Annotated in this window: 10 protein-coding genes, 1 pseudogene and 1 riboswitch; of the genes and pseudogenes, 3 read left to right on the top strand and 8 right to left on the bottom strand. The window is 62.5% G+C overall.

The genetic code is table 11. The annotated features are described in order from the left end of the window. Positions 1-354: 354 nt before the first annotated feature. The 5 genes from SJY40_RS08795 to SJY40_RS08775 all read right to left on the bottom strand — a co-directional run bounded on the left by SJY40_RS08795 (position 355) and on the right by SJY40_RS08775 (position 5,015). A complete protein-coding gene (locus tag SJY40_RS08795; protein WP_378945170.1) occupies positions 355-789 on the bottom strand; it encodes a pseudoazurin in 435 nt (144 codons plus the stop codon). A 17-nt stretch (positions 790-806) separates the two neighbouring features. Then, a complete protein-coding gene (locus SJY40_RS08790) occupies positions 807-1,568 on the bottom strand; it encodes an ABC transporter ATP-binding protein (RefSeq protein WP_378945167.1) in 762 nt (253 codons plus the stop codon). Next, a complete protein-coding gene (locus SJY40_RS08785; protein WP_378945164.1) occupies positions 1,565-2,620 on the bottom strand; it encodes a FecCD family ABC transporter permease in 1,056 nt (351 codons plus the stop codon). The genes SJY40_RS08790 and SJY40_RS08785 overlap by 4 nt, the downstream gene beginning before the upstream one ends. Then, complete coding sequence (locus tag SJY40_RS08780; protein WP_378945161.1) at positions 2,617-3,618, bottom strand: ABC transporter substrate-binding protein; 1,002 nt, start codon at positions 3,616-3,618, stop codon at positions 2,617-2,619. The genes SJY40_RS08785 and SJY40_RS08780 overlap by 4 nt, the downstream gene beginning before the upstream one ends. 149 nt (positions 3,619-3,767) lie before the next feature. Next, positions 3,768-3,983, bottom strand: a riboswitch (cobalamin riboswitch). Positions 3,984-4,382: 399 nt separating this feature from the next. Continuing rightward, a complete protein-coding gene (locus SJY40_RS08775; protein WP_378945158.1) occupies positions 4,383-5,015 on the bottom strand; it encodes a tyrosine-type recombinase/integrase in 633 nt (210 codons plus the stop codon). 321 nt (positions 5,016-5,336) lie between these two features. Here SJY40_RS08775 and SJY40_RS08770 point away from each other — a divergent pair, with 321 nt between their 5' ends. Then, complete coding sequence (locus SJY40_RS08770) at positions 5,337-6,488, top strand: P1 family peptidase (RefSeq protein WP_378945156.1); 1,152 nt, start codon at positions 5,337-5,339, stop codon at positions 6,486-6,488. A 423-nt stretch (positions 6,489-6,911) separates the two neighbouring features. Here SJY40_RS08770 and SJY40_RS08765 read toward each other — a convergent pair whose 3' ends face one another. The 3 genes from SJY40_RS08765 to SJY40_RS08755 are packed head-to-tail and all read right to left on the bottom strand — an operon-like array spanning position 6,912 to position 11,117. Continuing rightward, positions 6,912-8,858 carry a tripartite tricarboxylate transporter permease gene (locus SJY40_RS08765; RefSeq protein WP_378945153.1) on the bottom strand — a complete coding sequence of 649 codons (1,947 nt, stop codon included), beginning with the start codon at positions 8,856-8,858 and terminating at the stop codon, positions 6,912-6,914. Between the two features lie 56 nt (positions 8,859-8,914). After that, positions 8,915-10,000 (bottom strand): Bug family tripartite tricarboxylate transporter substrate binding protein, encoded by a 1,086-nt coding sequence (locus SJY40_RS08760; protein WP_378945151.1) that lies wholly within the window; start codon positions 9,998-10,000, stop codon positions 8,915-8,917. A 37-nt stretch (positions 10,001-10,037) separates the two neighbouring features. Beyond that, entirely contained in the window at positions 10,038-11,117 is a 1,080-nt protein-coding gene (locus tag SJY40_RS08755) for a 4-oxalomesaconate tautomerase (RefSeq protein ID WP_378945148.1), read from the bottom strand. A 114-nt stretch (positions 11,118-11,231) separates the two neighbouring features. On the opposite strand from SJY40_RS08755, the pseudogene SJY40_RS08750 reads away from it, so the two are divergent. Both SJY40_RS08750 and SJY40_RS08745 read left to right on the top strand, forming a co-directional pair. After that, positions 11,232-12,131: pseudogene (locus tag SJY40_RS08750) on the top strand (LysR family transcriptional regulator); the annotation flags it as partial. A gap of 347 nt (positions 12,132-12,478) precedes the next feature. Continuing rightward, positions 12,479-13,513: an AAA family ATPase gene (locus SJY40_RS08745; protein ID WP_378945145.1), complete on the top strand. Its 1,035-nt coding sequence runs from the start codon at positions 12,479-12,481 to the stop codon at positions 13,511-13,513. The last annotated feature ends 12 nt before the right edge of the window (positions 13,514-13,525 follow it).

Here is a 13,525-nt window from a genome sequence, read left to right as displayed (position 1 = left end):
ACAACTATGCATCGTCAGTTAGTGCGGCTTAGGGGCTTGTTTGTCTGCGCTGCTGCAGCACGACGGAAAAAGGCTGCATGCTGTATGAATGGCAGCAATGACGGGCCGCACCGCAGTATCTTGTGCCAGGGTCGAGTAGTAGCAATGGGCCGAGTGTGCCGATTTGAGGCCGCCGGGCCCCCGTGCCTCAACCAAGGGGCGGTCGGTTGACGTGAAGAGCCCATGAGCGACATTGGTTCACACTGCGGCAAGCCATTCCATTCGCGGATGCAGCAAACGCAGAGGTTGCACCGCACCAGAAACGGCCTACGCATCTCATGCAGAAGCCGCCGTTCGTCCTGCTAATTAAAAAGCTCAACTACCGCGATTTCTTTCCACGATGTCCGTCAGTCGCTCCTGCACCATGTCCGGCAGCGAAGTTGCTATGATGGACTCGTCCAGATCGCCATCGCCCACTTGGACCAGCATCACCATGCCCATGGTATAGTGCGGGCTGCATTTGATACCGTAGATGCCAAGCGCTTCGAAGGGTACCTCGATCTCCTTGTTGATCTGCCCCTTCACCTGCGGCGCGGCCTCGGGCCAAATCTCTGGGATGCTGACCGCGTTATGGCTGGGATGCGTGGCGATGAAGCGGATCGTGTCGCCGGGCTGCAATGCAAGGAAGTCAGGCTCGTAGACCATGCTGCCGGTCTCGCCCCGGTTCAGCATTTTGACCTCGTAGGTCTCGGATAGTGCGATGCCGGGAAGTAGTGCCAGAAGCGTGGCGGTGAAGAAGGTGGTTCGCATGGTATCACTCCGTGTCATCAGGAAGGGAGGAAGCGCATGACGCGGCTTCCGTCCTGCGCATCTACAAGGGCGCTGGCGCGGACCCCGAAGACGCGCTGCAGAAGCGCGGGGTCAAGAACATCTGCCGGCGGCCCGAGCGCCTGCAGCCGGCCATCCTGCAGCACGGCCAGCCGGTCGCAGCGCATCGCCTGGTTCAGATCGTGCAGCGCGATCACGACCGAAACGCCGAGGCTGGCGACCAGATCAAGGATCGTCAGCTGGTGGCGGATGTCGAGATGGTTGGTCGGCTCGTCCAGCAGCAGGATCCGCGGGTCCTGTGCCAGAGCGCGGGCGATGTGGGCCCGCTGACGCTCGCCTCCCGACAGCGTGGACCAGTCTCGATCAGCCAGATGGCCCAGATCGACACGCCGCAGGGCATGGGCGACATGGGCGTCATCCTGGGCCGACCACGGGCTCAGCGCGTCAAGCCATGGCGTGCGGCCAAGGGCGACCGCATCGCGGACGCTGATGCGATCCGAAGTCTCGGCGCTTTGTGCGACCAGCGCGATCTGTTTTGCAATCTGTCGTTGCGGCATCGCCGCCATCGGCTGACCGTCCAGCAGAATGCGACCCCGGTCCGGCCTCACCAGTCCTACCAAAAGACGCAGAAGGGTGGACTTGCCCGAGCCGTTGGGGCCGATGAGACCCAGCACCTCGCCGGGCGCGACCGTCAGGCTGATGCCGCGCAGCAGATCGCGGCCGCGAAGGCAGCGGCATAGGTCTTGGGCCTCCAGCGTCATGGCACGGACCTCGCTCGGATCAGGATGATGGCGAAGGCCGGTGCGCCGACAAGCGCCGTCACTACGCCGATGGGCAGGGTCTGGCCTGGAACCAGCATGCGCGCAATCACGTCGGCGGCGATCAGGAAGACCATCCCGATCAGCGCCGAGACTGGCACCAGACGCGCGTGCCTGCTTCCGACAAGGAACCGCGCCGCATGCGGCACCACCAGCCCCACAAAGCCGATAGCCCCGGTGATCGAGACCAGAACCGCCGTCGCAGTCGCCGTCGCAAGGATCAGGACGCCCTGCACCCGCCGCACCGGCACGCCGAGCGAGGCCGCGGACTCCGTGCCGAAGGTGAAGGCGTCGAGCGCCCGGGTGTGCCACAGCGCTGCGCCCACGGCGACCAGCACCGCGGTGATTGCCAGCCAGACATCGTCCCATCGGACGCCCGACAGGTTGCCCAGCAACCAGAACATGATGCCCCGCGCCTGCTCGGCACTGGCCGAGCGGGCGATGATGAAGCTGGTCAACGCGTTGAACAGCTGTGATCCTGCAATACCGGCCAGAACGATCTGCGCCGCTCCGCGTGCGCTCGGTCCACCGCCCGACAACCGCGCCAGCCCTACGACCAGCGCGAATGCGGCCAGCGCGCCCAGCAGGGCACCTGCCGACATTGGCAGAAAGGCCGCGCCCAGCCCGGCCACGGCGACCAGCACTGCGCCTGTCGAGGCTCCGGCCGAGATGCCCAGCAGGTAGGGATCGGCCAAGGCGTTGCGCAGCAATGTCTGCAGGACAAGCCCAGAGATCGCCAGACCCGCCCCGCAGGCCCCCGCAACCAACGCGCGCGGCAGCCGGTAGGACCAGATGATCCCCTGGTCGATGGGGTCCACCGGATAGCCGGCACCGAAAAGCTGGTTGGCCAGCGCCTGCCAGACCGTCGCATTGGGGATCGGTGTCTCACCCAAGGCCGCGCCGATGAGCGGCGCCGCCACGATCAGCGCCGCCGCCCAGACCCACCCCGGTGCCCGTGGCCGCCGGATCGCGGCCACGTCGACATGGCCGCTCACCGGGACAGCCCGTCCATGCCCTCGGCCAGCACCTCGAGCCCGTCGATCAGACGGATGCTGGAGTGCATCGCCTCCGCGTCAAGGATGACGATGCGGTCTTCCTTGACGGCGGACATCTGACTGGTCACGGGGTCGGACTTCAGGAAGCGAAGCTTTTCCTCGACGTCGTCGGCCGAAAAGCGGCGACGGTCCATACGTGCGATCACGATGACGGACGGGTCTGCGCGGGCGATGGTCTCCCACCCCACGGTCGGCCATTCCTCGTCCGAAGTGACGACGTTGCGCAGGCCCAACCTCTCCAGCATCCATGCAGGAATTCCCATGGCCCCGGCCATATAGGGATCAAGCTCAAGATCGGCCGAAGAGAACCAGACCGCGGCCGAGGCGTCCGGTAGGTTCATCGCCGCCGCACGCTCAACAACGGCAGTCTCGCGGGCCTTGAGGTCAGCGATCAACGCATCGCCGGTGTCCTGCGCATCCATCAGCTGAGCCATCTGGTCGATGCTATCCCATAGGGTCTGGATGTCGAATGGCGCCAAGCAGGTTCCGTCCGCGCCCACGAGGTTGTCCTTGCCTTCGCAATCGGTGGGCATGACATAAGCCGGAATGCCCAGATCAGCAAATTGCTGGCGCGTGCCTACGGCGCCCTGTTCACCGATCATCCATTCGAACATGGTCGGCACGAAACCGGGGCGCTTGGCGACCACCCCTTCAAAACTGGGCATGTTGTCGCTGATCCGTTCGACGCCGGCGTCCACATTTTCGAATTGCGGCAGCACCGCATTGAACCACAGCGACGTCCCCGCCATGCGGTCGGCCTGCCCCAAAGCGTAGAGGATCTCCGTCGTGGCCTGGCCGATCGAGACGACGTTGTCGGGACGCTCTGGGAAAGTCAGCGCATGTCCGCAATTATCGATGGTCAGGGGGTATTCGGTCGGCGCGGCGATGGCGGCGGGTGCTGCCATTGCAAAAAGCGCGGTCAAGGTCAGTTTGTTCATTGTCGTCCTTCATCATGCGAAGGACGGGGTTGAAGAAGGCGCATCGGAAGACCCTTGGGCATGGCCCGGGGACTGCCGCGTCTTGCGGTTACGCTCGATCATTGCCGGGTTGCGGCGCATGCGGTCTTTCTCCGGGACACCCCGCCCGGGTTCGTTTCGGTCATGATGGCAGGTCTCCTGACTCGCGGATCGCGGCCTTCCCCGCCTTCCCGGCGCATCGGCGCCAGTGGCATCATGGGGTCGGCTCACCGCTTACAGTTGCGGGGGCAGTCGTGGATTTGGCGCCTGATGGCTACACCGCACCACGTTCCCTTTTCACCCAGTCGGACCTTGGCCGCCCGGGAACCATCGCCGCAAGTCATGGTCGGAAACGGCCGGCAGGTCAATTGAAACTCAGCAAGGCCATCACCGTCAATTGCTCAGAGCGTGCTTTCATACCCTCAGCATATTTGCCAGCAAGCATGCTCCGAGCGCTGCCATCCGATGGTTTGTAAGTCGAACGTGAATGTCCGCTACATCCGACCGCCGCACCTGCGATGCGACATCTAGGGTAAGCACGCTTCAGTTCACTACCAGCTTAAGGTTGTGTTCCCGGATGAGCAGTGCAAACGCAGCGAATGACCGGAAGGTCCCGCATAGCAGACTGTTCTTGGACAATCGCGCTGCGCCAAGCACGAACGTCCAGTTTGGGGAAGCTGCAAGGCAGCGCCAGCCAAGCATCGAGCGGCAGCTCTGGGCCGGCCGCGACAGCCGGCCCGCCCGGTTCAGATTTCCACCGCCTCTGCAATCGCGAGCGCATCTTCCAACTCTACGCCCAGGTAACGCACCGTGCTGTCCATCTTCGTGTGCTCGAGGAGGAGTTGCACTGCCCGCAGATTGCCGGTCTTTCGGTATATTTGCGCGACTTTCGTGCGCCGCATGGAATGGGTGCCATACGCGCTCGGCTCAAGGCCGATGGATGTTACCCAGTCTCGGACGAGGCGAGCATACTGGCGTGTCGAGATGTGCCGCCGCTCATGGAACTGTCCGGGCCAGAGATGTTCTGATCCGACCATCAGCGGCGCTTCAAGCCATGCTCCGATTGCTTTCCGGGTCCCTTCGGTGATCTCGAAGCTGACCGGCCGCCGTGTCTTGCTTTGAACGATCGAGGCGCGGTGCTTTACCTGGCCCGCCGCATAGACGTCGGTGACCTTGAGGCGCACCAAGTCGCAGCCACGCAATTTGCTGTCGATGGCGAGGTTGAAGAGCGCCAGCTCGCGAGTCCGCCCCGCGATCTCGAGGCGGACCCGGATCGCCCAGACATGCTTCGGCTGCAGCGGACGTTTCTGGCCGACGATGCGCCCCTTGTTCCAAGCGGGACGGCAGGCGCGGATTGCTGGTAGGTTGGCAGTAGGCATGACGGTTCCTCCGCTCCACCGGTCCCGCCACGTCTTCGGCACTGCGCCGACGCCCCACCATACCATCAATCCGCGGCGAAGGTCCGCTTTGAGCCCTCCTTACCGATTTTCTGCACTGCGGCTAATGTCTGCCATCACGGTGAAGGCAAAAACGTTCAACAACCACTTGGGTTTTGAACGGGGTTTTTGGCAGCGCAAAACGAGGACGTTTGCGAATGAGCTAAAACGAGGGTTTGTTGAGCGGTCGGAAAATCCGCATTGCGGCGACAGCTGACGTTGCATCCAAACTTCATTCAAGTAGCTTAAGACTAAGATAATATCGTGAAACGGTTTGAAACAATGGCAGAGCGACAAGGTATCAATACAACCAACATCCCGTTCGGAAAACCGAGAGCAGCGTCTCTTGGCCTTCAATTTCCGGGTGCCACCGGTAGACTTAACAGTATTACAGACGTTCAGGGGGTATCGGTAGGATACACCACAATCGTTGAAGGTGATGGAAAACTCGTGGTCGGCAAAGGGCCTGTCCGGACAGGTGTTACAGCCATTCTGCCACGGCCTTTGGATCAGTTGTGTGCACCTGTCATGGCGGGTTTGTTTAGCCTGAACGGGAATGGAGAGCTAACGGGGTCCCACTTTATTGAAGAGGTTGGGAAGTTCTCGCTACCAATTACCATCACGAATACCCACTCCTGTGGTGTGGCAAGGGACGCAACAATCCAATGGGCCGCCGAACGATTCCCTGACCACTTTTCCGATGGCTTTGCTCTGCCTGTTGCTGCTGAAACTTACGATGGCTTTCTAAATGACATAAATGGCTTTCACGTCACACAGGAACACGTCCGACAAGCAATAAACAGTGCAGTCTCAGGCTTAATCGAAGAAGGAAGCGTTGGCGGAGGGACAGGCATGAAATGTTTCGGCTTCAAGGCCGGTTCTGGCACCGCCTCCCGCATCGTAGATTTTGACGAAACAGACTACACTGTAGGCACCTTCGTTCAGGCAAACTTCGGGAGCCGGAACGACCTTCGAATTTTGGGACACTCTATCGGCCAAAGACTGACGGACCCGAAGGTGGTTCAAAATTCTCCCGATCCGGACCTGAGTTCGATCATTGTGGTCATTGCAACCGATGCCCCGCTCCTGCCGCATCAGCTCAAGAGACTGGCACGCCGTGCAACACTTGGCGTGGGCAATACAGGAGGCTTTGCACGCCACGGCTCCGGCGACATCTTCATTGCATTCTCTACGGCAAATACTGTTTCAAATTCCTGTGCGCCCAAACTGTTGCTCAACCTGACAATGATCCCCGATGAACATCTGGACCCGTTCTTCGAGGCCGTGGTGCAATCAACAGAAGAAGCCATCCTGAACAGTCTGATTGCCAACAGCGACATGGCGGGCCGCGATGGGAACTTTGTCCCTTCCATCCCTCATTCAGAAATTCGGAAATTGGCAGAATCTGCGCACTAGAGCACATGCTTGGTTTACGTGATTTTGGGTTCGTTACCGACGCAGCTGCATCCGCACCGATCTTCCCAAAAACGACCGTTTTTGGAAGGACTGCACCAAACCGGACATTGACGCGCCTGCGGCGGAGGTCTGGTTTGTCCCGCATCACCTACATTCGCCACTCCCGCGGCGAATGCAGGTGCAGCAAGTGGGGTCGGCCCATAAAGGGGGACGGAACATCTTAACCTCCATAGGAATACAACCATAAGCTGCCGCTCGACCGCTCCGCAGCGAAGTCTCATTTTTGAAAGTTGTGACTGAATTTGCTATATGGGCATAAGTCCTGTCTATGCTGCCCTTGTCTCGCCTTCTTTGATGAGCAAGGCACCGACGAACAAAGGCGGCCATCGAGAATGGCCGCCTTACGAGCCTTTGGACGGAAAGCTAGAACAGCAGCGGCGAGATGATGCCACCGGGCAATCGCAGAGTCATTGCCCAGGTGATTCCGCTGATGAACCCGACAGCACCGATCGTCAGAAGGGTCGCCTGCAGCGGAGGAGCCTTGCCGGCGATAATCAGAAAGGCCGGGAAAAACACTGCCATGGCGGGCACAAAGCCGATCAGCCAGACCAGTCCGACCAGAGCGGCAAACACCGCCAAATACATTTCACGGCCGGACCAAGTTCCCGATACTGCCGCGCTGGCATCGTCATCGTGGATCTCTGCCACTCGGCCGAGGCGGATGCAGAAGACAACACCCAAGGCTCCGGCCAAGGCCAAGATGCCGATGGTCAATGGAAAAACCATACCCAGGAAGCTTAGGCCGATGCTTTCCGCCAAGCAGAAGGCAGCCGCGGCGACCAAAATCCCGGCAAAGGCCATCTGACGGCCCCGGGTGTTCTGGTCGGCTATGTCGCTTGCCCCCTCGCTGGAGACCTCCGCACCGTAGCGCAAGCCCAGAAAGACTGACACGACGGTGATCAGCGCGATGATGATGACGCCCGGGCGCAGCAGCCAGTCCGAACCATAGAACTGCACGGCCTGGTAGAGATAGCCCTCGGCCCCCGGTGCCAGCACGAACCCGATCAGCAGCGCGGGCCGCGGCCAGCCGAACCGGCGCATGTAGATGCCGACGGCGCCCATGATGATCAGCGCCACCAGATCCGCCATCGACCGCGAGGCCTGAAAGGCCGCGAACATGGCAATCATCACCATGAAGGGCGCCAGATAGACAAAGGGCACCTGCGTCAGACGCGCCACCTGCCGGGCCATCAGCACGCAAAGGCCCGCGCCGACCACGTTGGCCAGGGCCAGCGACCAGATGATCGTGTAGGTCAGGTCCAGCCGCGTCTCGACCATGGTCACGCCGGGCTGGATGCCCAACAGGACCATGCCGCCCAGAAACACCGCCATCGACCCCGACCCGGGCACGCCGAACAGCAAAGTGGGCACCAGCGCCCCGCCCTGGCAGGCGTTGTTGGCGCTCTCAGGGGCGATGACGCCGCGCACGTCACCCTTGCCGAACCGGCTGCGATCCTTGCTGGTCTGGACGACATGGCTGTAGGCGATCCAGTCGACCACCGCCCCGCCCAGACCCGGCAGCGCGCCGATGACGCAGCCGAGGCTGGCGCAGCGCGCGACCAGCCAGGGATGGCCCAGCACATCGCGCACGCCTTTCATCCAGCCGCCGCCCAGGGGAGTGCTGTCGGAAATGGCCGTGCCGCGCTTCAGCAGGTCGATGATTTCGGGAATGGCAAAGAGTCCCATGGCCACGACGACCAGGGGCACCCCGTCATAGAGATAGTCGATGCCCAGGGTCATGCGCGCCTCGCCGGTGGCCGGCGCGGTGCCGATCGTGCCGATGACCAGCCCCAAGCCCGCGGCGGCGATCCCCTTGGTCAGGCTGCGCCCCGACAGGACGGCCACCATGGACAGGCCGAACAGCGTCAGCATGAACAGCTCGGCCGAGGAAAAGGACAGGACCAGCGGCCGAGCCATGACGATGGCGACCGACAGGACCAAAGCCCCGATCAGACCCCCGATCAGCGAACTGGTGAAGGCGGCCGACAGGGCGCGGGCCGCCTCTCCGCGCTTGGCCATGGGGAACCCGTCCAGCACGGTGGCTTGGCTGGCGCTGGACCCGGGGATCCCCATCATGACGGATGTGAAGGTGTCGCCGGTGGGAATGACGGCAACCATGCCGATCAGCATCCCCAAGGCGGCGGTCGGCTCCATCCCGTAAAGGAACGGCAGCAGGATCGACATCCCGGCAATGCCGCCCAGTCCGGGCAGGATGCCCACGATCAGGCCCACCAAGACGCCTACGACCAGGAAGGTCAGGTGTCCGGCAGACATGACTTGGCCCAGTGCCGAAAGGGCAATATCGAACATCGTGGTTTTCTCCCCCCACTTGCATTGCGGCGGGGCCAGGCGGCCCCGCCGGTCGGTCAGAACCGGACGCCGTAATCCTCGGACAGCCAGGTCGTCAGGAATTCGCGGATGGCCGGATCGACGGTCAGCGCGGCCTGCAGCGCGGCATCGGCCTCGTCGCCGACCAGCTGGTCATAGACGCCGATCTCCTCTCCGGCGCGTTCGCGGAAATCAGGCGCCTCGACGATCTGGCGGGCGGCGTCGGCATAGGTGGCGATGACCTCGGCCGGGGCGTCCTTGGGCAGGACCACCATCTTCTGCAGGGAATAGCCGGCGATCATCAGCGCCTTCCAGGCCTCGAAGGCCTCACCCTCGGGGGCCGCGCCCATCGCGTCGGTATAGAACTCGACGAAGGTCGGCAGGTCCGGGAAGGACGGATCGCGGGTCACGTTGCCTTTGGCATCGACCGCGCCCATCGAGAACAGCGGCACGGCCTTGCCACTGTCAACCAGCGGCGCGACGCTGTTGAGATAGGCGGAACTGGTCTGGAAATCGATCCCGGCCTCGCCGCGTTCAAAGGCCAGGCGACCCGCGCCGCGGCTTTCCATGCCAAAGACCGGACGGATGTTCAGCCCCATCATCTTCAGCGCCAGCAGCACCGGCATCTCCAGCGCAGTCGCGCCCTGGCTGGCGAAGCGGATCTCTTCGGCCTTGAGGGTCTCCAGACCTTCGGGGCCGGTGACGTCGTATATCGGATCGGCATAGACGACGCCGCCAGTGGGCGATGCCAGAACCGCCGTCCAGTCGGCATAGTCATAGCGCACCCGCGGATCGCCCAGGATCGCGGGATATTGGGTCGAGGCCGACGTGCCCAGGATCGACAACCCGTCATCGGTGGCGCGGCTGGCGAACTGGTTCGCGCCGGTGATCGACCCGCCGCCGGGCACGTTCAGCACAACGACATTCGGCTGCCCCGGCAGGGCTTGGGACAGCTGCGGCGCGAAGAAGCGCGCCCAGACATCTGTGCCGCCGCCGACGCCGAAGGGAATGGTCCATTCGACGGTCTCGCCGGAAAAATCCTGCGCCAGCAGGGTCTGGGGCAAGGAAAATGCGGCCACGGCGCTCAGCAGCGCGGCCCGCAGGGGGTGGGTCAGGTGTCTCATCTGGGTCTCCTCCTTGGATGGTCTGATGTCGGGGCGCTCAGGCGACCTGATCGCGCACATGGACAAAGCCGTCGAACAGCCGCCTGGCGGTCCGGATCACCATGGCGCGTTTAACGATGCCGGTGACGGGGTCCTGCTCGATCTCGACCGGTGTCTGCCCCGAGGGATGTTCGATGACCAGCCGCCGCCGACCGTCGGCATCCGGCTGCGGCAGCCGCGCCAGGCGATGGGCCACGGTTCCGGGGGTGCAGCAGGCCGAGGCGATGCAGACTGCGCCGGTGATCGCCACCGCCGTATGGCAGGAATGGGGCATGAAATAGCGTGCAGTGATCGTGCCGTCACCCGCAGGCGGTGCAAGCAGGATCGGCTTGGGGATGACCATCTGCGACACGTCCCCCAGGCCCATGCGCCGCCCCGCCTCCTGGCGCAACCGCTCCAGACCCTGCAGGAAAGCGCCGTCGGCGTCCAGTTCAGCCGGCGTTTCGCAGCCAGTCTTGCCAAGGCCACGGGCGTCCAGCAGCATCGCCGCGACGGCCATGTCGAACAGCGTGACCTCGACGCCGTCGATCACATCGGCGGCCGACCCCGTCGGCAGCAGCCTGCCCGTCTTGGACCCTGCCGCATCCAGGAACGCCATTCGCACCGGGGCCGCCGTGCCGGGCACGCCCGCGATGGCGGTGTCGCCTTCGTAATCGACCGCGCCGCCGGGGGTCTGCACGATCGCCTCGATCCGCTTGCCGGTGTTGACGTTGAAGATCGTCAGCCGCGTTTCGGGATCGCTGGCCGGGATCAGCCCCTGTTCGATGGCAAAGGGACCGACCGCCGCCAGCATGTTGCCGCAATTGGGCGCGGTATCGACCAGCGCGCGGTCGACATTCACCTGTGCAAATAGGTAAGCGACATCCGCGTCGTTACGAGTGCTGCGGCCCACGATGGCCACCTTGCTGGTCAGGGGATTGCCGCCGCCGATCCCGTCGATCTGCAACGGATGCCCCGATCCCATCGCCGAGATCAGCATCGCATCCCGCGCCGCAACATCGTCCGGCAGATCGCTGGACAGGAAAAACGGCCCGCGCGAGGTGCCGCCGCGCATCAGGACGCAGGGAATTTTTTGCATGATCTTGGCCTTCTCGGACTGTCAGGGGCAAGTGCCCACGTCTTGGGCACAGGCTTGCCAGAGATGCCGGAATGTGTGAAATGCAATGATCGGAATGATTATTGCGTCAGAAACATGAATATCGATCTGGAAGACCTGCGCGCCTTCGTGGCCACCGCCGAGATGCAAAGCTTTCGCGCCGCCGCCGACAGCATCCACCTGTCGCAGCCCGCCCTGACCCGCCGCATCCAGAAGCTGGAGACGACCCTGGGCGTGCCCCTGCTGGAACGGACCACCCGCCGCGTGTCGCTGACGGCAGTGGGCCGTGATTTCCTGCCCCGGGCGCGGCGCCTGCTGGACGATCTGGAAACTTCGCTGATGTCCGTGCGCGAGATTGCGGAACGCCGATCGGGGCTGGTCAGCATCGCCTGCATCCCCACGGCGGCCTATTACTTTCTGCCCGATGTCATCAGCGCATTTTCCGCCGAATTTCCCGCGATCCGGTTTCGCATCCTGGATGCGGGCGCCAACGAAGTTCTGCAAAGCGTCCTGAACCGGGAGGTCGATTTCGGCATCACTCTGCTGGGCGCGGACGATCCCGAAGTGGCCTTCGACCCGCTGATCGAAGAGCCGTTCCTGCTGGCCTGCCGACGCGACCACGTGCTGGCCGGGCGGCCCTCGGTCAGCTGGGAGGAGCTGGCCGATCATCGGTTCGTCACCGTGGGTCGGTCCAGCGGCAACCGCCTGATCATGGACCTGGCGCTGGCGAAGGCGAATGTCAGGCCCCGCCCGTTCTTCGAGGTGCAGCACCTGTCCACTTCGCTTGGTCTGGTCGAGGCCGGGCTGGGGGTGGCCGCGCTGCCGCGCATGGCGCTGCCCGCGGGACCGCATCACACAATCGCCACGGTCCCATTGACACTGCCTGATGTCACGCGAACCGTGGGAGTAGTCCGCGTGCCAGGTTCTCGACGATCGCCGGCGGCGGAACAGTTCTACGAGATGCTGCTCAGTCGATGGCGGGTGTCGTCAGCTCCTCGCGAATGGCTTCAAGAGCCACCTTTGCCTTGAACTCCGCCGAATAACGCTTTCGTTTCGTCATGTGGATCAGTCCTTCGTCACTCGCCAGAGCTTAACGACCGGTCCGAATTCCTGCGGCCACCTCTACACCTGGATGAGGCCGGAAAAGCGTGCTTGCATAGGCTCTGCTTATGTATCGGAAATAGGGGCAGCATATGTCTTGCGGTCTCCAGCCCCTGCCGTATATTCGCGACATGATGTTCAAACCGCACCATCAGCAGATACCAGCGCGACGCTCGATCCGCGCTTAACCTGGTCATGCCTTGACCAGGGCACCCAGTTATATCTGCTCAGGTTCTATCATCATGTCCCTAGTCCCGATCCGCCTTGTTGAAATCGATGACATCGCTGTCAGGTCGCTACATCGCGAGAGCATCCAGCGTATCCAGCAAACATTGGAAAAAACGCTATCCACAGCATCTCGACGACGGCTCAAGGAGCGAATCGAGAAGCTGGCCGACAAACGTCAATCGGGCGCATTGGTGTTGTCGGACCGGATCAAGCCGGAAGAACGGACAGCCCTGCTGCACGCTGCCAAAACAGCTCGACCAGCCAAGGCGCTCAGCAGTCATCAAGCTGACGAAATCGCTGCCGATCTTCATCAGAAAGCCCCATGGATGGCAGCCGCAGGAACCCTCGTAATGCGAGAGATGCGGGTTCGAACATCATCCGGGCCAGCTGCATTCCATGCCCCTCCGATGATCATCGAGGGGCGTCCGGGACTCGGAAAGTCTTGGTGGGCCCGGGCGATGGCTCAGCTGGTCGGAGTGCAGGCAATCACTCTCGACGTAGGTGGCAGTGGGGGAGCCGTATTCTCGCTATGTGGATCGGAACGTATCTGGGGAAAGTCGGAGGCCGGTGTGCTTGTCAGCGGAATGATCTCTCTTCGCACCACAAACCCGGTGATGATCATCGATGAGGTTGACAAGGCACCCACGAATGTCGAGACCGCTGGAGGCAAGACAGTCCCGGGTCTGATCCCAGTTCTGATGTCGATGATCGAACCGCTGACCGCGGCGCGATGGCACTGCCCATATTACCAGGTGCCTTTCGACCTTCGGGGAGTTAGCTGGATCATGACGACGAACGATGCCAGCAGACTTCCACAACCGCTTCTGGATCGATGCCATCTCGTCAAAGTTCCGGATCCAACTGCACAGCAGCTAACGATGGTTGCTCGATCGATTGCCATCAAGCGGTTTGGAGAGGGAGTTCACGCTGATGCAGTCATCGGCGCAGTCGAGGCAGCGCTAGAGAGGCGCCAGATCCTTTCCCTGAGATCAATCCAGCGTCTGATTGAAAGAGCCGAAGCTTTCTTGGCGACACCGCCACTTCACTAGCAACTGTGTCAC

This window comes from Paracoccus sp. R86501, assembly GCF_042466435.1.
Lineage (GTDB): Bacteria > Pseudomonadota > Alphaproteobacteria > Rhodobacterales > Rhodobacteraceae > Paracoccus.
Note: the sequence above shows the minus strand (reverse complement) of the source record. Positions and strands in the feature narration are given on the sequence as shown.

Excerpts from the sequence above, each read along its gene's own strand:
- SJY40_RS08755 (WP_378945148.1), bottom strand. The coding sequence starts at position 11,117 with ATGCAAAAAATTCCCTGCGTCCTGATGCGCGGCGGCACCTCGCGCGGG.
- SJY40_RS08795 (WP_378945170.1), bottom strand. The coding sequence starts at position 789 with ATGCGAACCACCTTCTTCACCGCCACGCTTCTGGCACTACTTCCCGGC.
- SJY40_RS08745 (WP_378945145.1), top strand. The coding sequence starts at position 12,479 with ATGTCCCTAGTCCCGATCCGCCTTGTTGAAATCGATGACATCGCTGTC.
- SJY40_RS08775 (WP_378945158.1), bottom strand. The coding sequence starts at position 5,015 with ATGCCTACTGCCAACCTACCAGCAATCCGCGCCTGCCGTCCCGCTTGG.
- SJY40_RS08765 (WP_378945153.1), bottom strand. The coding sequence starts at position 8,858 with ATGTTCGATATTGCCCTTTCGGCACTGGGCCAAGTCATGTCTGCCGGA.
- SJY40_RS08790 (WP_378945167.1), bottom strand. The coding sequence starts at position 1,568 with ATGACGCTGGAGGCCCAAGACCTATGCCGCTGCCTTCGCGGCCGCGAT.
- SJY40_RS08760 (WP_378945151.1), bottom strand. The coding sequence starts at position 10,000 with ATGAGACACCTGACCCACCCCCTGCGGGCCGCGCTGCTGAGCGCCGTG.
- SJY40_RS08780 (WP_378945161.1), bottom strand. The coding sequence starts at position 3,618 with ATGAACAAACTGACCTTGACCGCGCTTTTTGCAATGGCAGCACCCGCC.